We start from the raw sequence: 22486 nt of genomic DNA, 5'->3' as shown, positions 1-22486 counted from the left end.
AGTTTTTTTCTCTACTTAAGTACAAAATCTTATGACAAAATCAGCACTGAAAGATGCCTTACAAAACAGCTTTAATGGCCTAGCGCAACAAACCCATAGCCTGACCGAACAACAGTTTTTTGCCCCTATTGGCGAAAAATGGTCTGTGGCAGAAAACATTCTGCACTTAACCCAATCAGTAAAAGCTCTTAATCAGGGGCTAGCCTTACCCAAGCAGGTACTAGTGCAGCAATTCGGAACAATTGAGCGGCCTGCGTTTGATTATGACGGTGTAGTGGCTGCGTATCTGGCGGTGTTAAGCACGGGGGCCGTGGCCAAAGGTATTTATGTACCTACATTACCAGAGAACCCCTCGAAAGAGATGCTACTGGAGAGTTTTGTTAAACATCATAACATACTAGCTGGTTTTCTGGATGACTGGTCGGAACAAGAACTTGATGAAATCTGTATCCGGCATCCGGTTCTGAAACTCCTGACCATACGCGAGATTTATTATTTTATGCACTACCACATAGAACATCATAAAAAGGCTATTATGAAGGGCTTGTAAGGCTCTGTTTCAAGTATATGCCAGTGTTATAGCAAATATCGGGCGGCTCTGTATTGCTTCAATTATTGGTTCGCCCGCTATTATTTGGCTTGTCTGCCCATTATTTCTGTAAAGTTTCCTCTCTATTCTTGCCTGTTTTTATTATTAAGCGGTACAATTCTGCCATTTATTTTTTTCAGGTTTTTACAACCAATACTATATGATAAAAGTCAGTGTTTATGTAACAAAAGATGTTTATCTTTACGTACGAAAATTATACGTGTTAACATCATATAATAAATTGTATAGCGTTACGTTTATTCGCCAGACTTTTCGTTAAAAACCAGAGAAATGAAAAAGAAATGTTTGCTTATGGTAGGTTTATTGGCAGGAATAAACCTGTGTGTGGCTCCGCTCCTGCTGCCTGCTGCGGCTAGCGAACTGCCCGAACCCGCATGGAAAGCAGCAACTCAGTATGTAGTTGGCGATGCTGTGGCTGATTTCAAACTCAAAAATGTAGATGGAAAAATGGTGTCGATGAAAGATTTTGAGTCGGCCAAAGGTTTTGTTATTGTATTTACTTCTAATCATTGTCCGTTTTCAAAATCGTACGAAGACCGCATTATTGATATTGACAGAAAGTTTGCTCCGCAGGGGTATCCGGTTATTGCCATTAACCCGAACGACCCCGAAGCCTACGAGGAGGATTCTTTTATAAATATGCAGGCCCGCGCCCGCGAAAAGGGGTATCCGTACCCTTACCTGACCGATAACACGCAGGCGGTTAGTAAATCGTTCGGGGCTTTGCGCACACCTCATGCTTTTGTATTAAAAAAAGAACAGGGTAAAATTATTGTTCATTACATTGGTGCCATTGACGATAACCCCCAAGACCCCGCCAACGTAACTAAACATTATGTGGCCGATGCCGTCAATAATCTGATTCTGAACAAGCCCGTGGTTACGCCCACTACTAAGGCAGTAGGCTGTGCCATTAAATGGAAAACCTGATTTGTTTCTGGCCTGAGATAAATATTTTGCCACCCGATTGTTTCAGGTGGCTTTTTTATTGCCGAACTTTACAAAAATTTCAAGAATTAGTATGAGTAATACCCTTCCAAGCATATTTTCTCCGCAACGCATGGAGAAACTCATGGCATTTGACCGACTTCTGACTATCATGGACGAGCTAAGAGAGCAATGCCCGTGGGATAAAAAACAAACCATTGATAGCCTGAGACACCTGACCATTGAGGAAACCTATGAGCTTTCGGATGCTATTCTGGAAAAGAATATGCCGGAAATCAGGAAAGAATTAGGCGATATTATGCTGCATCTGGTGTTTTACTCCAGAATTGCTTCTGAAACCGGCGACTTCGACGTGGCTGATGTGCTGAATGGCATTTGTGATAAACTGATAGCCCGCCACCCGCATATTTATGGCGATGTAAAGGTTGAAAACGAAGAACAGGTAAAACAAAACTGGGAACAGCTAAAACTGAAAGAAGGTAACAAGTCGGTGCTGGCGGGGGTTCCGCAGTCGTTGCCGGCTTTGGTAAAGGCCATGCGTATTCAGGAAAAAGCTCGTGGTGTTGGCTTCGACTGGGAAGAGAAAAAGCAGGTGTGGGGCAAAGTAGAAGAAGAAATGCAGGAGTTTAAGGAGATGTTTAACGCCGAAAACAACGAAATGATTGATGCCGAAAAGGCCGAAGCCGAATTTGGCGATTTGCTTTTCTCGCTCGTTAATTATGCCCGTTTTATTGACCTGAACCCCGAAACGGCTCTCGAACGCACCAACAAGAAGTTTATCAAGCGTTTTCAGTATCTGGAACAGAAGGCGAAAGAAGCCAATAAAAACCTGAAAGACATGACTTTAGCCGAAATGGATGTTTTCTGGGAAGAAGCCAAACGTTTATAACCAATTACGAAAAAAATGCCTAGAATACTTGCCATCGATTACGGAGCTAAACGCACAGGGCTGGCTGTTACCGACCCCCTCAAAATTATTGCCTCGGCTTTAGAGACGGTTCCTAGCGAAACCCTGATTGCCTATTTACAACAATACACCAAAACCGAACAGGTAGAAGCCTTTGTGGTAGGCTTGCCCAAAAGTCTTGATGGCTCGGACACCCATGCTACTGCGCTGGTGAATAAACTGGTAGAAACCTTAAAAGTACATTTTGCAGATATACCCGTGCATTTGCACGACGAACGATTTACCTCAAAAATGGCCGTACAAGCCATGATTGCGGGTGGCATGAAAAAGAAAGACCGCCAAGTGAAAGGCAATATTGATAAAATAAGCGCAGTTATTATTTTACAGAGTTTTATGGGCATTTAATATGCAGGGCGTGTTAAGTAAAAACCTGCATAACTTTAGTGCTGGCGCACCCGATTACGCGCCATAAAACACATTAAATACAATAGGGTGAGCCATTATGCTTGTCTATTGGCTGCCACATGCCATGGTGTTGTTAATTCTTGGTATATAATTTATTGAAGTGCATATTTCTTAAAACAGCATGATTAAACATATTCTTTTAATGGATGGGCCCGATGCCAAAGGGTTGATTTTCCATGTTACCAGTGTTCTTTATAAAAACGAATGTAATATTCTTTCGCAGGATGAATATGTAAGCCCCGACAGGCAGTTTTTTATGCGTACCGAGTTTGAGGCCCCCAAAGACCTGCTTCCTGAGAAAGTATTGAAAGATTTAAGAGAAGCGGCCCTATCGACGGCCATCAATTTCAGGCTTAACCCCAAGAAAAAGAAAGATGTGGTTATTCTTTGTACCAAAGAACACCATTGTTTGTCGGACCTGCTGGTGCGGTATAATTTCGACGAACTCGATGCCAATATTCTGGCAGTAGTGAGTAATTATAATACGCTGCAACCACTGGTAAGCAAATTTGGTATTCCGTTTCATTATGTAAGCCACGAGCACAAAACCCGTGAGCAACACGAAGAAGCCATTTTACGCACGCTCGAAATATACCAACCCGAATATGTAGTGCTAGCCAAATATATGCGGATTTTGTCGCCGGAGTTTGTTTCGCATTACCCCGATAAAATCGTGAATATTCATCATTCGTTCCTGCCTGCATTTATTGGGGCGAATCCGTACAGACAAGCCTACGAAAGAGGTGTAAAAATTATAGGAGCAACGGCGCATTTCGTCAATAACGATTTAGACGAAGGGCCTATAATTGCCCAGAATATTAAAGAAGTTGACCATAAATATACTTACCTCGATATGGCCCGCGAAGGAAAAGAAGTTGAGAAGTCGGTACTGACACAGGCTTTAAAGCTGGTTTTTAACGACAGGGTTTTTATTCATGGCAACCGAACGGTAATTTTATAACCTTAGGTCAGTATTGTTGGCCTCGTTCTGAGCGAAACTGACTTGCTCAGAACGAGGTCAATGTGTTAATTTCTTACAATCGACAACTGCACACGGCGGTTTTGCGCCCTGCCTTCTTCGGTATCGTTGGTTGCAACTGGGCGCATCTCTCCATAGCCGATACTCGTTACTCTTTCGTTCTGCACTTTCTTTGAAAGCAGGTATTTTCTAACGGCTTCGGCACGGTCTTGCGATAATTTCTGGTTACTTTCATTTGACCCCACGTTGTCGGTGTGTCCTTGTATTTCTATCACCAGACTGGCGTTTTTCAACAGAATATCCACTATCTTATCTAACTCAGGGTAAGAGTCTGAGCGTAAAACTGCTTTTCCGGTCTCAAAGAAAACGTTGTTCAGCGGCACATCTACATTTGCTTTGATAGGCGCAATTTTTAAATCATCGTTTGTTTTTTCTTTGTAGGAGCCTATTTCGGTCAGGTCAATCAGTTTTTCGATACCAATAAAGTTTTCGGCTTCGGCGGTATAAGTATACTTGGCCCCATAGGGCAGCACTATGGTATAAATACCCGTAACGGGGTTGGTGTAGGCTTCGCCGCTTTCACCGTTCGACAAACCTTTATAGGTAATTTTGGCTTCAATAGGCTTACCCGTTTGAGAATCAAGCACCCTGCCGCTTACAATCACTACCGGATTTGGCGCAATGCTGGTTTCGTCGGTTGTGGTTTTGCTGTTGGCTGTACTCTGCCCTGTGTTTTTACTGTCGGATGTTTGGGTTCCGGCCACTGCCGGCGTTTCTTTTTTATCTTCCCGAAGTTTAAAACGCACGATGTCGTTTTTACCGACCGAGTTTTTCTTGGTACTCATGTAGGCGTATTCGCCGGAGGCCGATACCGAAAACGAATATTCGTTGGCATCGGTATTGATTTTATCGCCCATATTTTTGGGTTTCGACCACCGCTGCCAACTTCTGTCGAGGCGTTTTGAAACCCAGATGTCAGTACCGCCGAAGCCATTTTTACGGTCGCTGGCAAAATAAAGCGTGTAGTTGTCGGAGGCCAGAAAAGGGGCGGTTTCAATATCGTCGGTATTAATATCGGGGCCTAGCCCTTCGGGTTTCGACCATTTGCCGTCTTTTCCCAGAAAACTCACATATAAATCATCCTGTTTTGAGTTCTTTTTTGTGCTGAATGCCATTATCAGCGTTTTGCCGTCGTTCGAGAGGCAGGCTGTCAGAAACTGGCCTTTACACATTTCATTGAATCTCGGAATCACCACCTGTTCGGGTTCGCTCCAACCTGTTTTGGTTCGTTTACAAACCGATATTCCGGCGGCATCTTCTCTACGGCCGTTGTTAGTATACACCCCCGAAATAAGTATTTTGTTGCCGTCAGGCGTGATACTGAACAAATCGTTATACTGGTCTTTGTTAATGGTGTTGGGCATCCGGCGGGCAATAGTCCAGTTGTTGTTATCTCTCAGTTCGGCATACCACACATCTTGGCTGTGTTTGGTTCCAAAAGTATTGGAAGGGTGGCTTACACGGGCAAAATAAAGGGTTTTGCCATCGGGAGATAACACCGGATTAAGTTCGCTAAACTCGGTATTAATGGCTGAGCCTAGCTGTTCAACGGTTTGTGCGGTCGTTAAAAACGAGGTAAATACTGCTAACAAAATAATAATCTGACGCATAGTTTTGTTGGTAGTCAATAAGTCGATTCTGGTTTGGGATGACGAGGAATTGAGCCTTGTTCGCCTCAGGTTATCGTATTTCAATAAAATTATCGTTTACAAATAACGCAATCTCTGCGCCAAAATGTATGCTTTTTTAAAAAAATCGTAGTAAAAAATCCTTAGTTTTGCAGCTCGAAAAAAATAAACAACAGGAAAGCGGGGTATCCGTACGTACGAAATATATTTTTGAATGACAGTAAATCAGATTTTTGATTCTTTTGATAATCTTCGCATTCTGATTGTAGGCGATGTGATGATTGATTCTTATATTTTTGGTAAAGTTGAGCGGATTTCGCCCGAAGCACCTATTCCGGTTGTGAATGTGAAGCGCAAGGAGATTCGCCTCGGTGGGGCTGGCAATGTGGCCATGAACATCAGGTCGTTGGGAGCTACGCCGGTGTTATGCTCGGTAGTAGGTGCCGATGCCGAAGCGCAAGAGCTGCTAAACCTGCTTACGAGCAACCATTTACCAACCGAGGGTATTATCCAAAGCCCTAATAGGGTAACTACCGTAAAACAGCGTATTCTGGCGGGGTCGCAGCACGTGGTGCGGATTGACTCTGAAATGGATACGCTCATTAATGAAGAAGAAAGAGCGCAACTGATAGCCAGAGCTCAAGCACTGATTCCGACCTGTGATGTGGTGATATTTGAAGACTACGACAAAGGCGTGCTTGATGGCGAGAGTATCCGGCAGATTGTGGCTTTTGCCAAAGAGCATCAGATTCCGACCATTGTTGACCCTAAGAAACGTAATTTTACGAATTATCAGGGAACCGACCTTTTTAAACCTAACCTGAAAGAACTCAAAGAGGGTTTAAAGATTGATTTTAACGCCGATAAGCTCGACGAAGTGAAGGAAGTAGTGGCCAATGCTAAAAAGGCTTTGGGTGTAAATGGTATTTTTCTGACTTTATCGGAAAGAGGGGTATTTATTGATTACCAGAACGAGGTGCATCATATACCTGCACATTTGCGGAGTATTACGGATGTATCGGGCGCAGGAGATACCGTTGTGAGCATTGCGGCTATTTGTATGGGCCTGAAACTGGCACCAAAAACCGTTGCTGAGTTGTCGAATCTGGGAGGTGGGCTGGTTTGTGAGTATGTGGGCGTAGTACCTATTGAGAAAGAAAAGCTACGTCAGGAATACGAAAAACACGCCGTAGAAAAACGCTAGGGGCGGGTATTGTGTAAAAACAAAGCACCTCACCCCAATATTGTTTATGTTAATAAAACGAAAATCGGGATGAGGTGAAAATTTCTGAACAATTGAGTCTGAACTCCTCTGGTTGTGAAAATGACCAGTACACCGTAGACCTGAATATGGCTGTAAAATTTTTTTGGCTACAAATCATGCGAGCTAAATTATCTTACGTATGGTTTTGTATAAGGTAATGTTGGTTTGGTTTTCTTGGTTAAAGAATAAACTACAACTCCCACAGCTACAGCAGCAATTCCGAATAATACTCCTTTTTTCATTGTTGGATATGATTTTGTTAAAAATTAATAGGATGATTTCAATAATTATATAACGTAAAAAAAGGCAAAAGTGTTGTGAGAAACACTTAAAAATTTCTTAAAAATTTATTTAACGGTTATTTTCTTTTTTAAATCCTACTCAATTGGTAGGTAATAATGAAAACAAGAGAAATAATTGCTTCAGAATAGCATTCTATACGATTATATTAATATTTTTAACAAAAATGATTTTTATTTGTTCCTGAAAACAGAGGTTTTTTTGTTTTTAAGTAGAATTTAAGTTCAGGCTCTAAATTTTAAGGAAACACTAGTTATATTATTATCAGATTTTGAAGCAGAAAATTGGATTAATCATGCGTTCGACAGGCTCCTGGTACGAAGTTCGTGCCGAGGACGGAAGCATGCTGACCTGTCGGCTGAAAGGGAAGTTTAAAATTAAGGATTTAAAGGTGACGAATCCGCTGGCTGTGGGCGATAAAGTAGCCTATGAGCTTGAAAATGAGACCGAAAACACGGGTATTATATATGATATATTGCCCCGCGAGAACTATATTATCAGGCAGTCGGTACATAAAACGGCTCATGGGCATTTATTGGCATCGAATCTCGACCAAGCCGTTTTAATTGCTACGCTGATGCTACCGAGAACCTCGCTTGGCTTTATTGACCGTTTTCTGGTAACTGCCGAGTCGTTCCGTATTCCGACGGCACTGGTTTTTAATAAACTAGACGTACTGAGCAACGAGCAACAGGCATATCAGCAAGAACTGGCAACTTTATACGAAGGCTTGGGCTACAAGTGCCTGTTTACGTCGGCGTTGCATCAGGTGGGTGTTGAGGAGTTCAGGCAATTGCTTCAAGGGAAGGTATCTTTGTTGTCGGGGCATTCGGGTGTAGGCAAATCAACGCTGGTTAATGCTATTGCACCTGATTTAGACCTGCGCACCTCCGAAATTTCAAGTTTTGCCAACAAAGGGGTGCATACCACTACTTTCGCCGAGATGTTCGAGCTTGAGAAAGGCACTTTTATTATTGATTCACCCGGCATTAAAGAGCTAGGCTTGGCAGAAATGGAAAAAGAGGAAATAAGCCATTATTTTCCCGAAATGCGCGAGCTACTGGGCCAGTGCAAGTTTCATAACTGCCTGCACCTCGACGAACCCAAGTGTGCCGTGAAAGATGCCGTAATAGAAGGCACTATTGCCGAAAGCCGTTATGCCAGTTACCTGAGCATGGTACTTGGCGAAGACAACCGCAAATAAGCAGGTTATTACCGTATTGGAATACCTCTCGGCTCCTATCGGGTGTTTTATAGATGGTAGTAAGCCGTCAGGATACAGGCGGGGTGCTTTCTTGCAGCCATGCAAACTTCTTTTTGCTGAATAGCAACACAATGCCCAGTACTAATGTAAGCCCCAGTACACTTCCGGCAAAAACATCGCGGGGGAAATGCTGAAACAGGTATACCCTTGAGTAGCCAACCAGTATAGCCAACCCCAGCCACAAAAAACCCGCAAGGCTGTTTCGGGCTACGAGTATAAAAAAAGCGGCCAGCGCAAAAGCCGTAAATGTATGCCCCGACGGAAAACTCTGCCAATGGTGTATTTCTAAGCCCTGAATGACATGAATGGCACGGCCTGTTTTTTCGTAGACCTCCATAGGGCGCGGCAGATTAAAAATATTTTTTAATGAAACCGACAGAATCCCTTTGCTAATCCAGATAATTATGAGCATTATTGCCTGATTTTTCACAGGCTTTTTTTGTATAAAATACTGATAGAGGTACACTAAAAGCACGCCCAGCCAGATACCGTCTTCGCCCAGCAGGGTTGTGTATTCAAAGAAAACATCGAGTGCGGGGCTGTGGTGGGTATTAACCCAGAACATGAGTTCGGTTGGTGAAAAAAATAGCTGTAAAAGGGCCAATACAATAAGCCATATAAAAAACAAGGTAAAAAACAGGGAGTGATTTCTAAGAATTTTCAGCATTTTCTTTAAAAACTTTCTTAATTCCAAAATTAGCAGTAAATTTGCAACCTTTCTGTGAAAACGTGAGCAAGATATTATCAAAATATGACATTCACATTCAAGGCCTTGAAAATAAACGTTATACTTACGAATTTGAAGGCGGCGATGAGTTTTTCGAGTTTTTTGAACAAGATATTATAACAAAGGGGCATTTTAAAGCCACTGTTATACTTGATAAGAACTCGACACTGATGCAGTTGTGGTTTGATATTGAAGGCGTAGTTGAATTAACCTGCGACCGCTGCCTTGAGCCTTTTGAAGAGCCTGTTCATGTGAAAGAAAAGTATATCTATAAGTTCGGAGACCGCCACGAGGAGCTTTCTGACGAAATAGAGATGATTCCGCTCAATACAGCAACTGTTAATATAGCCCAACATATTTACGATTTTATTGGGGTGTCGCTTCCGATGAAAAAACTTCATCCGAAATTCAGGAATGAAGCCGATGACGAAGAAGACGAATTTATTTACTCAACTGATAAAGAAGAAGCCGAGCAGGAAGAAGAAGAAGTAATTGACCCACGCTGGGCGGCATTGTTATCGTTGAAAAACCAGAAGAATAAGGAAAATTAAGATTAAATATAAAGTATAGACAATATGACTCCTGTGAAGGAGGATATAAGTTAAATCAGATTGAAAAATGGCACATCCAAAACGAAGACATTCGACAACCAGAAGAGATAAACGTAGAACGCACGATGCTTTATCGACTAAAGCGTTATCAATCGATGCAACAACTGGTGAAATTCACCTACGCCACCGTGCGCACGTATTTGAAGGAAATTTGTATTATAAAGGTAAATTAGTGGTTGAAAGCTACGAAAAAGCATAATTGTATTTCGTAAAATACTTGTTTCTGATATATTAGCACTTCAAAACAAGACTTTAATTATTCACTAAAGCCAATCCTTTATGAAAATTGCCGTTGATGCCATGGGAGGCGATTTTGCTCCCAAAGCCATTGTCGAGGGTGCCGTATCCGCTGCTAATCATTTGCCCGAAGGTACAAAAATTGTATTGGTGGGTAAGCAGGGAGTTATGTTAGATATTTTACGAACGTTAAAATATCCGGCTCATGCTATTGAAATGGTTAATGCTGACGACATTATCGAGATGGGAGAGCATCCTACAAGAGCATTTTCTCAGAAACCCAATTCCAGCATTGGAGTTGGGTTTAAACTTTTAAAAGAAAAGCAGGTTGATGCCTTTTGTAGCGCCGGAAACACCGGAGCTATGATGGTAGGCTCGCTTTTTACGCTTAAAACCGTTGGGAATATCCAACGCCCTCCTATTGCCGGATTCTTTCCGCTCAAAAACGGTGGGTATAGCCTCATGCTCGACATCGGTGCCAACGCCGACTGTAAGCCGGAAGTACTGGCCGAGTTTGCCGAGCTAGGCTCGTTATATGCCAAGTTTTCGTTCGGAATTGAACGCCCCAAAGTAGCCTTATTGAATATTGGCGAAGAAGAACAGAAAGGGTCAACGGTGGTTCAGGCGGCTTATCAGCTTTTGAAAATCAACAAGAAAATAAATTTCATAGGTAATATAGAAGGCCGTGATTTGTTTCATGGCAAAGCCGATGTAATTGTAACAGAGGGCTTTACCGGAAATGTGATTTTTAAAATGGGTGAGTCGTTGTATGACTACGCTGCCGAACAAGGCATTAAAGACCCATTGATTGACCGCATGAATTACGAAGTAGGCGGCGGTAGCCCGATTATCGGTATCAGAGGCAACGTAATTGTAGCACACGGGATTTCAAGCCCCGAAGCTATCAAGAACATGATTCTGCTAGCCAAACGCCAAGTTGAATCGAAAGTAACCGAACAGATTATAGGTGCATACGAAGATAGATAAGCCCCGTTGTTACAGCTTTTGTAACGTTAAGGGCTTATTTTTGTTTATAAAAGGTACTTTTCCTGCTGATAAACTAACCCCAGCAACGAAAAGCTAAATTTAAATCTCTCCTTCTGTTAAGGGGTTGGAACTAATCGTACAATGAAACTTAGAGCCGCTATTACAGGTGTTCATGGCTATGTGCCAGAAGATGTTTTGACAAACGATGACTTAAGCAAACTGGTTGAAACCAGCGATGAGTGGATTACCACCCGAACAGGTATCAAAGAACGTCATATTCTACGCGGAGAAGGGCTTGCCACTTCTCACATGGCATCTGAAGCCGTAAGAGGTCTTCTCAAAAAAACAAATACCCAGCCTGAAGAAGTAGATTTAGTTATATGTGCTACGGTAACGCCTGACTACATGTTTCCGTCTACGGCCAATTTAGTGTGTACCCAATGCGGTATTCCTACTATTGGTAGTTTTGATATTCTGGCGGCTTGTTCTGGCTTTTTGTATGCGCTCTCGGTAGGGTCGCAGTTCATTGAGTCGGGCAGATACAAAAAAGTGATTATTATCGGGGCAGACAAGATGTCGTCCATTATAGATTATACAGACCGCACCACTTGCGTATTATTTGGCGATGGCGCCGGTGCTGTAATGCTTGAGCCTACAACCGAAGAGCATGGCCTGATGGATTTCCTGCTACGCTCAGACGGCACGGGCGAAAATCATCTGATTATGAAAGGTGGCGGAAGCCGTTTTCCGGCTTCGCATGAAACAGTTGACCAACGCCTGCATTATATTCATCAGGAGGGGCCATCTGTATTCAAATTTGCGGTAACCAATATGGCCGACATCTCGGCCGAAATCATGGAACGCAATCATCTGACCGGAGACGATATTGCTTGGCTGGTGCCGCATCAGGCAAACAAACGTATCATTGACGCTACGGCGCGCCGTATGGGAATTGGCGACGAAAAAGTGATGCTCAATATCCAGAATTACGGAAATACAACCGCTGGTACTATACCACTCTGCTTGTTTGATTACGAAAAACAAATAAAAAAAGGTGATAATCTGATATTGGCAGCTTTTGGAGGTGGTTTTACGTGGGGTTCGGCCTATATTAAATGGGCTTACTAAAAAAGTAAACACATAAAGTTTTATCACACATTCTATGAAAAAGTTGCTGACTTTATTTGTAGTCCTGGCAGGGCTTCAAACCTCGTTTGCACAACGAATGAGGGTACTTGAGCATTATGCTTTAAGCTACGGCTTTGATAAAAAAACAAATGTTCCGTCGTTTATGTATGCCCAAAGCCTCGTAATGGGTAAGAACCATAACTTTGCGGTGGGTGCAGGTGTACGAATTACCTCATTTTTTAATGTGGGGCAACCTTATAATGGTTTTGAAACTAAAAACAAGGGCGTAAATATTATTCCGTATCCGCGTGCCAATTCTACAACATTCAATATTCCGGTAATGTTTGAATTACACGCCCAAAAGGTAATGATTGGTGCCAGTTTCGATATTATTGGGCTGGGTTTTGGCAGAAAAAGAGACTCAGTTACGGTTATCAGCAGTAGCTCGCAACGCATCGATTCAGTGAGTGCAACACCCACCCGTGTGAATCTGGCTTTTGGCGGCAGAGGTACTACCAATAACGAAATATATATTGGTTTTAAGCCACAAAGTGAGCTTACTATCAGGGCAGGTGTGTGTTTTATGTATAGCCAGTACAATGCCAGTTACCGCAAAAATGGCAAAGATGTGGATTTTGGGCGTTTCAGATATGATGTACCGTGGATGCCCTTTGTGAGTATTGTTTTTAACTTTGAACGTTAATTTATTATCTATTAATATCATTCGATACATAAGCTTTATTTGAAATAATAATGGCAACAACAGCAGATTTCAGAAATGGCCTTTGCCTGGATTGGAACAACGACCTTTACACAATTGTTGAGTTCCAACACGTAAAACCCGGAAAAGGACCAGCCTTTGTAAGAACAAAATTAAGAAACCTTCGTACCGGAAGAGTCATTGACAACACCTTTACGTCGGGAGTAAATGTTACTACTGCAAGGGTAGAAAAAAGACAATATCAGTTTCTTTATAAAGACGAAACAGGTTTCAACTTCATGGAGACCGAAACCTTCGAGCAAATAAACGTAGAAGAAAAACTGGTGCCACAGGCCGACCTCATGAAAGAAGGCCAACAAGTAGATATTCTGGTTCATGCCGAAACAGAAACGATTCTGAGCGTTGAGCTTCCTACTTACGTTGAGCTACGCGTAACTTATACAGAGCCAGGCGTAAGAGGCGATACCGCCAATAGCCCTTCAAAACCGGCTACTGTTGAAACTGGTGCAACTATTAAAGTGCCTCTTTTCATTGAAAACGACGAGCTGATTCGTGTAAATACAACCAGCTACGAGTACGATTCAAGAGTAAAAGAGAAATAAATTATTCTGAAAGACGACACTGCATTAGATAGAAATATGGGTTCGAGCAATTTTGGTTTAGGTTTTTTTAATACTGAAATCCATTCTTTCGCTTCCTGATTTCTTTGTGGGTGTCGTCTTTATATTTACTTTTGTAGGCATAAAACCCTCGGCTTGCCTAGTAGCTTAGCCGTAAACAAACCACCCTGCCTGTGTTAAAACCGGCAGGTAAAACAATAAAACAAGTAATTTTTATCTAAGCAAATTACCTTTTTTGAGGCATAATGGCCCAGAAAAAGTGTAAAAACCAAATAAACTATTTCTTAATTAGAAACGACAAAATCTTTACCCTTCATGGAAACAAAAGACATTCAGAAACTGATAGACTTTATTGCTCAGTCAGGTTTAGATGAAGTAAATATCGAAACATCGGAGTTGAAATTAGCCATTAAACGCTATTCAAATGTAACTCCTGTTTCTGCTCCTGCGCCAGTTATGCCGGCATCGGCCCCAGCCCCTGCACCAGTGGCAACAGCCCCTGCACCGCAACCAGCAGCAAGCACCGAAAAACCAGCCGCACCAGCCAGCAACCTGATAACGATTAAATCTCCTATGATTGGTACGTTTTATCGTTCTGCCGGCCCTGATAAACCATCTTTTATAGAAGTAGGCGACGAAGTTTCGGCAGGTAAAGTGGTTTGTATCATTGAAGCCATGAAACTCTTTAACGAGATTGAATCAGAGGTATCAGGTAAGATTGTAAAAGTGTTAGTTGAAAACGCTACTCCTGTTGAATTTGACCAACCGTTGTTCTTGGTTGAGCCTAACTGAGCCACGGATTCGGGAAAATGATAACATTTTTCTGAGAAGTTTGTTAATTGATTCAATAGCGTAAAATACTGACACTACTAATTGAAACGATATGTTCAAGAAAATACTTATAGCCAACCGTGGCGAAATAGCCCTGCGTATTATTCGTACTTGCAGGGAAATGGGCATAAAAACGGTGGCTGTTTATTCAACGGCCGACCGCGATAGTTTACATGTACGCTTTGCCGATGAGGCTGTTTGCATAGGCCCAGCGGTAAGCCGCCAGTCATACCTGAGTATTCCGAATATTATTTCTGCTGCCGAAATCACAAACGCAGATGCCATTCATCCCGGCTACGGATTTTTGTCTGAAAACGCCGAGTTTTCAAGAATCTGTGCCGAATACGGGATAAAATTCATCGGAGCTACTGCCGAACAAATCAACTACATGGGCGATAAAGCTACGGCTAAAGCAACCATGAAGGCTTCGGGTGTGCCGGTTATTCCGGGTTCGGAGGGTTTGCTCGAATCAATCGAGGAAGGTAAGAAAATTGCAGCCGAAATCGGGTATCCGGTTATTATCAAAGCTACTGCCGGTGGTGGTGGCCGTGGGATGCGTATCATTAAAGAAGCAAGCGAATTTGAAAAGGCTTGGGACGACGCCAAGATGGAGTCGGGCGCAGCCTTTGGTAATGATGGTTTATACCTTGAGAAGTTTGTAGAAGAACCCCGCCACATTGAAATTCAGGTAGTGGGCGACCAATACGGCAAGGTTTGCCACCTTTCGGAGCGTGACTGTTCTATTCAACGCCGCCATCAGAAACTTGTAGAAGAAACGCCTTCGCCGATTGTATCGCAAGAACTACGCGAGCGCATGGGTGAAGCAGCCATTAAAGGTGCTTCTGCCATTGGCTATGAAGGTGCCGGAACTATCGAGTTTCTGGTTGATAAATACGGCAATTTCTATTTCATGGAAATGAACACCCGTATTCAGGTAGAACACCCGATTACAGAAGAAGTAACCGACTTTGACCTCATTAAAGAGCAAATAAAAGTGGCCGCGGGTGTGCCTATTTCGGGTAAAAACTATTTCCCGAAATTGTATGCCATGGAGTGCCGTATTAATGCCGAAGACCCGGGTAATGGTTTTCGCCCGTCGCCGGGTAAAATCACGAATTTGCACCTGCCCGGTGGCCACGGCGTAAGGGTCGACAGCCACGTGTATGCAGGCTATACCATTCCGCCAAACTATGATTCCATGATTGCCAAACTGATTGTAACGGGGCAGTCGAGAGAGGAAGTAATTACGCGTATGAAACGCGCCTTGCAGGAGTTTGTGATTGAAGGCGTAAAAACCACGATTCCGTTCCATATTAAACTGATGGAAGACGAGCAGTTTAAATCGGGTCATTTTACGACCAAGTTCCTAGAAACTTTTGATTTTAGCGATTTATAACAAAAAAGCCCTCTCAGGAGGGCTTTTTTGTTGGGGATAGGGGCATGAAACCTGCGGTGATATGTTAGGCAAAACTTACAAAATCATTGGCAATACCCACGCTTAAGGTAACAACCTCGCTAATAATTATTGCTACAATAATGAGTGTTTCAACAGCTTTTAAGTCTTGGTATGTAAGGCATTTTATCAAGCCACGTTAGTTTTTTGATGATACATAATGTCTTAATTCGATATAGTTTCTAATATATGTAGAAACTTTTCGGCTAATTGTTCAACAAAAATACAGGTAGATAGTTATATAATTGATTGACTGATAAAACCAAAACGTGGGTTTTATCGTACATAAAAAAAAATCGTGAGACAAAATCCCACGATTTTTCCACAAGTATTACAATAATATAAATCAATCCATTTGCACATGGAAATTGACCACAAATTTTAGTTTTTTTTTCTTAAAATTCCAAAAAAAACCTAAGAAAATGGAAAATTACCCCAAAAGGTCTGATTCGTCAGACCTTTTGGCTTAATATCCGATACTTGTGTTATCGCCGCGGGGGTCAGACCCACCCTCAAGTTTACCGTCAGGGCGAAGCATGATGCAATCCATACGCCCTAATGAGCCAATCATCGGCACTAGTGTATATCCTTTATTTTTGAGATTGGTAATGGTGGCTTCTGAAAAAGCATTTTTTTCAAAGGTTGTATTATCAGGCAGCCATTGATGGTGGAATTTCAGGGCATTAACGGCCTGTTGCATGGTCATGCCGTGTTCAAGCACGTTGATGATGGTCTGAAAAACCGAGGTAATAATAGTTGAACCGCCGGGGGTACCAACTACCATAAATAGTTTTCCGTCTTTTTCGACAATAGTAGGTGTCATGGACGACAGCATACGCTTATTAGGGACAATTTCGTTGGCTTTGTTGCCTATCAGCCCGAACATATTGGGCACACCGGCCTTTATACTGAAATCGTCCATTTCGTTGTTCATCAGAAACCCTCCGCCCTGCACTACTACTTTACTGCCAAAGCCTCCGTTAAGTGTAGTTGTAATAGAAACCGCGTTGCCTTCTTTATCAACGACCGAATAATGGGTGGTTTCGGTGCTTTCATAGCCCGGCACGGTTCCGCCACTAATGGCTTTGCTGTCGGTGGCTTTCTCGAACGAGAAGTCGGCCATACGCTTTTTCAGATAAGCTCTGTCGGTAAGTTCTTTTACAGGTACTTTTACAAAGTCAGGGTCGCCCAGCCATTTGGCGCGGTCGGCGTATACGCGTCGTTCGGCTTCAATCATTACTTGCACCGTTGAGTCGGTGTTCCAGCCCCAGCGTTTAATCGGATAAGGCTCTACGAACTTCATTAGTTGCATTAAAGCTACTCCACCGCTCGATGTTGGCGGCATGGTAATAATCTTGAAATCTTTATATTGGTCAACAATGGCTTCACGCCACACCGAATGATAGTTTTTTAAATCTTCGTGTGTAATGATACCCTTGCCACGCTGCATTTCTTTTACCAGCAAATCGGCGCATTCGCCTTCGTAAAAGCCTGCGCGTTTTCTGGCCTGAATCAGGCGCAGCATACGGCCTAAATCCTGCTGTACAAGCATATCGCCAGTTTTCCAGTCTTGTTTATCAGGGCGAATGTAATACGGCGAATCAGGGGCGTTTACTTTCATAACATCGTTGCGCACGCGGTTCAGCCCTACGGCTTCGCGTTCGGTTAATACGATGCCTTTTTCGGCCAGTGCAATGGCCGGAGCCACTACTTTATCCCACGGGAGTTTGCCAAAACGCTCGTGCATGGTTACCATGCCATCGACCGAGCCGGGTACACCACTAGCCAGATGCCCTAGAATACTCAGACCAGCAATAGGGTTGCCGTTGGCATCGAGGTACATATCCCGATGGGCTTTGGCAGGTGCTTTTTCCCGAAAATCGAGGGTAAAGGTTCCTCCTTTTTTGTCGCGGTAAACCAGAAAACCACCACCGCCCAGATTTCCGGCCCACGGGTATACTACTGCTAAAGCAAAATGTGTGGCTACAGCGGCATCAATGGCGTTGCCTCCGGCTTTCAGGATTTCGACACCTACTTGTGAGGCTATCGGGTGGGCCGAGGCCACCATGCCGTTGTCGGCGAGTACGCCTTTTTTATCATAGAAAGTCTGAATACCGGGTACATCAACGGCGTATTCGCTAAGTCCTTTGATTTGTTGGGTCTGGCCGGATTTGTTCTTGCAGGAAGCAACAATAATAAGCGCAAACAGGAGAGTTTTTTTCATTTAGTTTTAAAGGGTAAATCGGTGTATTGCGAAAAAACAAATTTAAGAGATAAGTACAAACCACAAACTAATATAGCCGATTTTTTATGCACTGGCTATTGGGTTTTTATGGTATTAGCTGCTTGGTTATTATACAAAAAGCCTCAAAACAGAGGCTTTTGTAGTCATAACAAACTATAAATGAAAATTATTACCTGTTTTCGTATGTGCGTAGCCAGGCAGAACTGATTATTTCTTTTACTGTTTCGACGTAAAGCTCATAGTTATATGGTTTTGTTCTGAACATATCAGCTCCTTTTTTTATCAGTTCTTCCTGCAAGTGCCTGTTACTGGCGGTAGTCAGAACGGCACAGAAGGTATCGCTATGTTTGGTATCAGCTTTGATTTCTTCCAGACTTTCGATGCCGTTTTTGAGGTGCATATTCAAATCCAGCACAATCATATCAAACTTGTCTGAAGTCTGAAGTAACTGCATAAGTTCAAGTCCATTTTTAACAGTTGTCAGTGCAGCGGGTACTCCGGTCAAGCCTACGGCCTCCCGAAAGAAGTCTCTGTCGTCTTCGTCATCGTCTGCCAAGACAATTTTCAAGGATTTAAGCATTGTTAAGAATTACATTATGGCATCCTGTTTTTTAGCTTTTCTGAACTTATCGGCTAAGTTTCAAATATAATACAATAAGCTCAGTTTTTCATCAAGCCCTTTCAGATTTGGCCGCCTAATTAATAATATTTTAAGGCAAAAACCATAAAATAACCTTCAGGTGATTTTCAGCGAAAATCATCTTGGTTTTGTGCTAATCTGATTGGGGTTGTTGAAAGAAACACTATTGTTACAAGTGCCTGTGATGAGATTTAATAAAAAGGTTTTATAATTTTGCTATAGGCAAACCAGAATTTGTTTGAAGGTACTTTAGTTATAACGATTATACCGAAATTTTATTCCGTATATTTATTCTTTTTATAGTTTTGCCACTTTTCAGGGCTATATTTTTTAACTTTATAGGTGTTAGCCATGTTTGGCTGCTGCGCCTTTCTGCCTCATGAAACTACTGAACCATACGCCTGTTTTTATGAACTGATAATCTTGAAGAAACACTTGTTTTTATGAACATAATCTGGGTTTTATTTGTGATACTCGCAACCATGATTGGGGTATATGCTTCAATTTGGGCAGCAAACCAGTTACAACGCCGGCTTATTTAGAGAACCATTATTACAGAGAACCATGACATCACGTAAGCACCTTATCAGTTTCCTGATTACTTTAGCCTTTTTGCTTATTCTGGCAGGCACTTGGTTGTATCCGGGTGGCTCGCAGGCCAACGCGCAGGCATCTGGTTTCGACTGGGCTAATAATTACCTGTGTAACCTGTTCGACGCCAAAGGTATAAACGGCGCGCATAACTCGGGGCGTTGGTTTGCCGTGGTGGGTATGGTTGTTTTATGCACAGGCTTTGCGTTGTTCTTTTTCCGGTTTTCTAAAAAAATACAGCATAAATCGGCCTCGGCTGTTATCAGGTATGCGGGTGTGTTGGGTATGGTGTTTGGTGTGCTGGTAACAACGCCTTACCATAACCTTATGGTGTCGCTGGCAAGTACCTGTATTATGCTAGCCACTTTTTACATAACAGTAATGGTTTTTATGTCGCGCCTGCATTTGTTTAAGGTGCTTACGGTTGTTTGTTTGCTGCTGCTATATATAAATGCAATTATTTATTACACACAATACGGGCTAGTTATTTTACCTGTTATGCAGAAAGTTAATTTTCTGGTAGTGATTGTCTGGGTTTTAAGTCTGGACTACCTCACTACCCGAGACGATTTCCCTACTAAATAAGCAACTGTACCAATATTAGGGCATTTATGGGGTTATATACACCGTTTTTGGGGCTTTTGGGGCAAATATTCTTCTCAAAAAAACGTAGATAGGCACATTTTTTGAGTGTTTTTGCCTATTTAAAAGGTATATACCAAAAGCATACTTTATGTCTAAAAAATTCCTTTTTGTTAGTCTGTTGTGTATTTGTCAGGCAGCCTTTGGGCAAAATGTGTTTGAGCTAAAGACTAAACTAAGAAATACCTCTCAGGAAAAAGATAAGCTACCACTGTATTTATCGCTCAGTAAATATTTTGAACAAAAACAGGCCGACTCAGCTACTTACTACGCTATTCAGGGGCTTAGGTTGGCAACGCACCTCAGCCATAAACAGGCACAGGGACAAATGCTGTACCAGCTAGGTGTCATTAACACGCTTCATGATAACCTCTCTACTGCACACCAGCACCTGATAGCCGCCCTACAAATTTTTACGCAGTTGAAAGACCACAAAAATATGATTCTGACGTATGAGGAATTAGGCGTAGTTGAAGGGAAGAACGGTCAGGTCGATAAAGCAACCGCCTACCTGAACAAAGCTATTGAGATAAGTACCGCCAGAAAAGACACTCACGATATGATTCAGAGTTATTTGCGGCTGGGGTGTATTATGGAACTTAACAACGATACCAACAAAGCCCTCGAATATTATAAAAAAGCCGAAGAACTCAATAAAAACATACCGCTTACAAAAGCTAATCTTGCTATTCTGAACCATATTGGCAGGGTGCATCTTAAACACGGAAAACCCGAAAATGCCATTGAGCATTTCAAGAAAGGTATTGCACAAACAGATACCGCCGAACACGCCCACAAGCATATTTCGTTTCTGACCCACACGGGCGATGCCTTTCAGAAGATGGGTAACGAAGATAGCGCACTTAGCTACCATAAAAGTGCTTTAGTTAAAGCACAGAAATACTCATTGCCCGAAGAACAGGCTAAAGTGCTGATTAAGATTGCCGAAATTGTAAAGAAAACCAATGCCGATAAAAGCCTTGAGCATCTGCAAAATGCGTTATCGATTGCAAAGGATATTTCGCACCCGAAATTAGCGGCAGAAGTGTACAAGGCTATGGCGGCTATATATCGCCAGCAAGAACGCTACGACGATGCCCTTTTTACGCTGGAACAACAACATGAGCTGCTGGATAGCTTGTTTCTGATTAATAAATCACAGGAATTGGCGAGCTTACAAGCCAAAAATGCCTTAATGGAATCGACAGAACAACTTTCGGTTGTAAATGAACGGAGAAGATTTGAACTGGCAGTGGCTATTGTTATTATTTTGCTGATAGGTATAGTGGCGTTTCTGGTATTGATGAATGCCCGTAAAACCAAAGCTATGAATATTAAACTGGCCGACTCGAACCAGATTAAAGACAGGCTTTTTTCGATTATTGGGCATGACCTGCGCGGCCCTATTGGCAATATGCCTCAGCTTCTGGAGATTCTGGAAATGGATGGCTTGCCAGTAGAAGAACAGCAAGACATTATCAGGATACTGAAAAAACAGAGCGAGGCTTCGTTTGAAGTACTTACGTCGCTCCTGAATTGGGGTAAAATACAGTTGCAGGGCGTAGCCGTTAGTTTCATGGAATTTAAAGCCAAACCTGTTATTGACAAAAATATCGGTGTCTTGCTGAATCAGGCAAAGGAAAAAGCAGTGAGCATTAAAAACGAAATACCCGACGACCTCAGGATATACGCCGATAACTCGCACTTCGATTTTATTATCCGAAATCTGTTGTCGAATGCCATTAAATTCAGCTATGAAGGTGGTTCGATTGAGATACGCAGCGATACCAGTACCGACGACGAATTTGTTGTTTTTTCGGTAAGCGACCACGGCGCGGGTATCAGCAAAGCGCAGCAAGAGCAATTCCTGAAAACAAATATGGATGTGGCCTACGGCACAAAGGGCGAAAAAGGCACAGGGTTGGGGCTATTGCTCATCAAGGAATTTATTCAGTCGAACGGTGGGAAAATCTGGCTCACGAGCGAAGAGAAGCAAGGCACTACTTTTTATTTCTCACTAAAAAAGGCATAGGCATTGCTTATTATTAACAAAGGCCACTTTGCTGATAAGTCAAGGTGGCCTTTGTTGTTTTTATACAGATTTTGCTAATAGCTATAAACCGATATGTTCATGATGCCCATTTTGGCCGAGAAAGAAGAAATGTACCTGAGTTTTTCTCGCTCCAGAAAATCCTTGAATTTTCGGAAAGCGTTCATGGTTGGCTCGCCTTCTACTTTAATTTTTATCATCACAAAAAAATCATTACCAAACGTATTTTGTGCCACCAGTTTGTTCGACTTCAAGGCGTCGGCCACCTTAGTTTTGAGATTGAACATTGTTTCCATGGGAGTATATTTTAAGAGGAACTGTGAATAAAGAAAATCCTTACCCAACGTACGAACCTTACACCTGTGCGTGTGCACTTTGGGTTCGTTTTCAGTTTTAACACTGCAGCTAACCGTTTGTTTCGGAAAACGGTTTTATTGTACGGATACAGTTCTGCAAACAAATCTGTTTCATGGCTGGTTTGTCGCAGAAAACGGCGGTATGCTCTACATAATCTAACGAAATATAATAAAATTTAGTCAAGAAAAACAAATATTTATTCAGAAAAATTACATCGGTTT

At 42.4% G+C, this 22486-nt stretch carries 23 protein-coding genes; 17 read left to right on the top strand and 6 right to left on the bottom strand.

Annotation, left to right across the window (positions count from 1 at the left end; all coding sequences use genetic code 11):
* The first annotated feature begins 31 nt into the window (after positions 1-31).
* The 5 genes from WAA15_RS16775 to purU all read left to right on the top strand — a co-directional run bounded on the left by WAA15_RS16775 (position 32) and on the right by purU (position 3891).
* Entirely contained in the window at positions 32-550 is a 519-nt protein-coding gene (locus WAA15_RS16775) for a DinB family protein (protein ID WP_337043963.1), read from the top strand.
* A gap of 330 nt (positions 551-880) precedes the next feature.
* Positions 881-1540, top strand: coding sequence for a thioredoxin family protein (locus WAA15_RS16770; RefSeq protein ID WP_337043962.1), 660 nt, complete (start codon positions 881-883; stop codon positions 1538-1540).
* A 91-nt stretch (positions 1541-1631) separates the two neighbouring features.
* Positions 1632-2447 (top strand): nucleoside triphosphate pyrophosphohydrolase, encoded by an 816-nt coding sequence (gene mazG / locus WAA15_RS16765; RefSeq protein WP_337043961.1) that lies wholly within the window; start codon positions 1632-1634, stop codon positions 2445-2447.
* A gap of 15 nt (positions 2448-2462) precedes the next feature.
* Positions 2463-2870 carry a Holliday junction resolvase RuvX gene (gene ruvX, locus WAA15_RS16760; protein WP_337043960.1) on the top strand — a complete coding sequence of 136 codons (408 nt, stop codon included), beginning with the start codon at positions 2463-2465 and terminating at the stop codon, positions 2868-2870.
* 181 nt (positions 2871-3051) lie between these two features.
* A complete protein-coding gene (purU, locus tag WAA15_RS16755; protein WP_337043959.1) occupies positions 3052-3891 on the top strand; it encodes a formyltetrahydrofolate deformylase in 840 nt (279 codons plus the stop codon).
* Positions 3892-3956: 65 nt separating this feature from the next.
* Here the strand turns inward: purU and WAA15_RS16750 are convergent, their stop codons facing one another.
* Positions 3957-5579 (bottom strand): OmpA family protein, encoded by a 1623-nt coding sequence (locus WAA15_RS16750; RefSeq protein ID WP_337043958.1) that lies wholly within the window; start codon positions 5577-5579, stop codon positions 3957-3959.
* Between the two features lie 232 nt (positions 5580-5811).
* Between WAA15_RS16750 and WAA15_RS16745 the strand changes: the two genes are divergently transcribed.
* Together WAA15_RS16745 and rsgA are read left to right on the top strand one after the other, a co-directional pair.
* Positions 5812-6801, top strand: coding sequence for a bifunctional heptose 7-phosphate kinase/heptose 1-phosphate adenyltransferase (locus WAA15_RS16745; RefSeq protein ID WP_337043957.1), 990 nt, complete (start codon positions 5812-5814; stop codon positions 6799-6801).
* Positions 6802-7456: 655 nt separating this feature from the next.
* Positions 7457-8365, top strand: a complete 909-nt coding sequence (gene rsgA / locus WAA15_RS16740) for a ribosome small subunit-dependent GTPase A (RefSeq protein ID WP_337043982.1) — start codon at positions 7457-7459, stop codon at positions 8363-8365.
* 67 nt (positions 8366-8432) lie between these two features.
* Here the strand turns inward: rsgA and WAA15_RS16735 are convergent, their stop codons facing one another.
* Entirely contained in the window at positions 8433-9092 is a 660-nt protein-coding gene (locus tag WAA15_RS16735) for a phosphatase PAP2 family protein (protein ID WP_337043956.1), read from the bottom strand.
* A gap of 62 nt (positions 9093-9154) precedes the next feature.
* Between WAA15_RS16735 and WAA15_RS16730 the strand changes: the two genes are divergently transcribed.
* The 8 genes from WAA15_RS16730 to accC all read left to right on the top strand — a co-directional run bounded on the left by WAA15_RS16730 (position 9155) and on the right by accC (position 15683).
* Positions 9155-9703 carry a YceD family protein gene (locus tag WAA15_RS16730; RefSeq protein WP_337043955.1) on the top strand — a complete coding sequence of 183 codons (549 nt, stop codon included), beginning with the start codon at positions 9155-9157 and terminating at the stop codon, positions 9701-9703.
* A 67-nt stretch (positions 9704-9770) separates the two neighbouring features.
* Complete coding sequence (gene rpmF, locus WAA15_RS16725) at positions 9771-9962, top strand: 50S ribosomal protein L32 (protein ID WP_337043954.1); 192 nt, start codon at positions 9771-9773, stop codon at positions 9960-9962.
* An 80-nt stretch (positions 9963-10042) separates the two neighbouring features.
* Complete coding sequence (plsX, locus tag WAA15_RS16720) at positions 10043-10987, top strand: phosphate acyltransferase PlsX (protein ID WP_337043953.1); 945 nt, start codon at positions 10043-10045, stop codon at positions 10985-10987.
* A 141-nt stretch (positions 10988-11128) separates the two neighbouring features.
* Positions 11129-12115, top strand: coding sequence for a beta-ketoacyl-ACP synthase III (locus WAA15_RS16715; protein WP_337043952.1), 987 nt, complete (start codon positions 11129-11131; stop codon positions 12113-12115).
* 34 nt (positions 12116-12149) lie between these two features.
* Positions 12150-12818 (top strand): hypothetical protein, encoded by a 669-nt coding sequence (locus WAA15_RS16710; RefSeq protein WP_337043951.1) that lies wholly within the window; start codon positions 12150-12152, stop codon positions 12816-12818.
* A gap of 50 nt (positions 12819-12868) precedes the next feature.
* Positions 12869-13438, top strand: a complete 570-nt coding sequence (gene efp, locus WAA15_RS16705; protein WP_337043950.1) for an elongation factor P — start codon at positions 12869-12871, stop codon at positions 13436-13438.
* Positions 13439-13771: 333 nt separating this feature from the next.
* Entirely contained in the window at positions 13772-14248 is a 477-nt protein-coding gene (gene accB / locus WAA15_RS16700; protein WP_337043949.1) for an acetyl-CoA carboxylase biotin carboxyl carrier protein, read from the top strand.
* Positions 14249-14339: 91 nt separating this feature from the next.
* Positions 14340-15683, top strand: a complete 1344-nt coding sequence (gene accC, locus WAA15_RS16695) for an acetyl-CoA carboxylase biotin carboxylase subunit (protein WP_337043948.1) — start codon at positions 14340-14342, stop codon at positions 15681-15683.
* A gap of 64 nt (positions 15684-15747) precedes the next feature.
* Here accC and WAA15_RS16690 read toward each other — a convergent pair whose 3' ends face one another.
* The 3 genes from WAA15_RS16690 to WAA15_RS16680 form a co-directional block, all read right to left on the bottom strand.
* Complete coding sequence (locus WAA15_RS16690) at positions 15748-15873, bottom strand: hypothetical protein (RefSeq protein WP_337043947.1); 126 nt, start codon at positions 15871-15873, stop codon at positions 15748-15750.
* Between the two features lie 333 nt (positions 15874-16206).
* Positions 16207-17964: a gamma-glutamyltransferase gene (gene ggt / locus WAA15_RS16685; protein WP_337043946.1), complete on the bottom strand. Its 1758-nt coding sequence runs from the start codon at positions 17962-17964 to the stop codon at positions 16207-16209.
* 190 nt (positions 17965-18154) lie between these two features.
* Complete coding sequence (locus WAA15_RS16680) at positions 18155-18565, bottom strand: response regulator (protein ID WP_337043945.1); 411 nt, start codon at positions 18563-18565, stop codon at positions 18155-18157.
* A gap of 624 nt (positions 18566-19189) precedes the next feature.
* Here WAA15_RS16680 and WAA15_RS16675 point away from each other — a divergent pair.
* Both WAA15_RS16675 and WAA15_RS16670 read left to right on the top strand, forming a co-directional pair.
* Positions 19190-19801 (top strand): hypothetical protein, encoded by a 612-nt coding sequence (locus tag WAA15_RS16675; RefSeq protein ID WP_337043943.1) that lies wholly within the window; start codon positions 19190-19192, stop codon positions 19799-19801.
* Positions 19802-19949: 148 nt separating this feature from the next.
* Positions 19950-21890, top strand: a complete 1941-nt coding sequence (locus WAA15_RS16670; RefSeq protein ID WP_337043942.1) for a tetratricopeptide repeat-containing sensor histidine kinase — start codon at positions 19950-19952, stop codon at positions 21888-21890.
* Between the two features lie 74 nt (positions 21891-21964).
* Here the strand turns inward: WAA15_RS16670 and WAA15_RS16665 are convergent, their stop codons facing one another.
* On the bottom strand, positions 21965-22204 hold the full coding sequence (locus WAA15_RS16665) for a hypothetical protein (RefSeq protein ID WP_337043941.1): 240 nt from the start codon (positions 22202-22204) through the stop codon (positions 21965-21967).
* Positions 22205-22486: the final 282 nt, after the last annotated feature.

It is taken from the genome of Emticicia sp. 17c (genome assembly GCF_037153985.1).
GTDB lineage: Bacteria > Bacteroidota > Bacteroidia > Cytophagales > Spirosomataceae > Emticicia.
The sequence above is the reverse complement of the archived record's forward strand: the minus strand, read 5'-3'. Positions and strand labels throughout refer to the sequence as shown.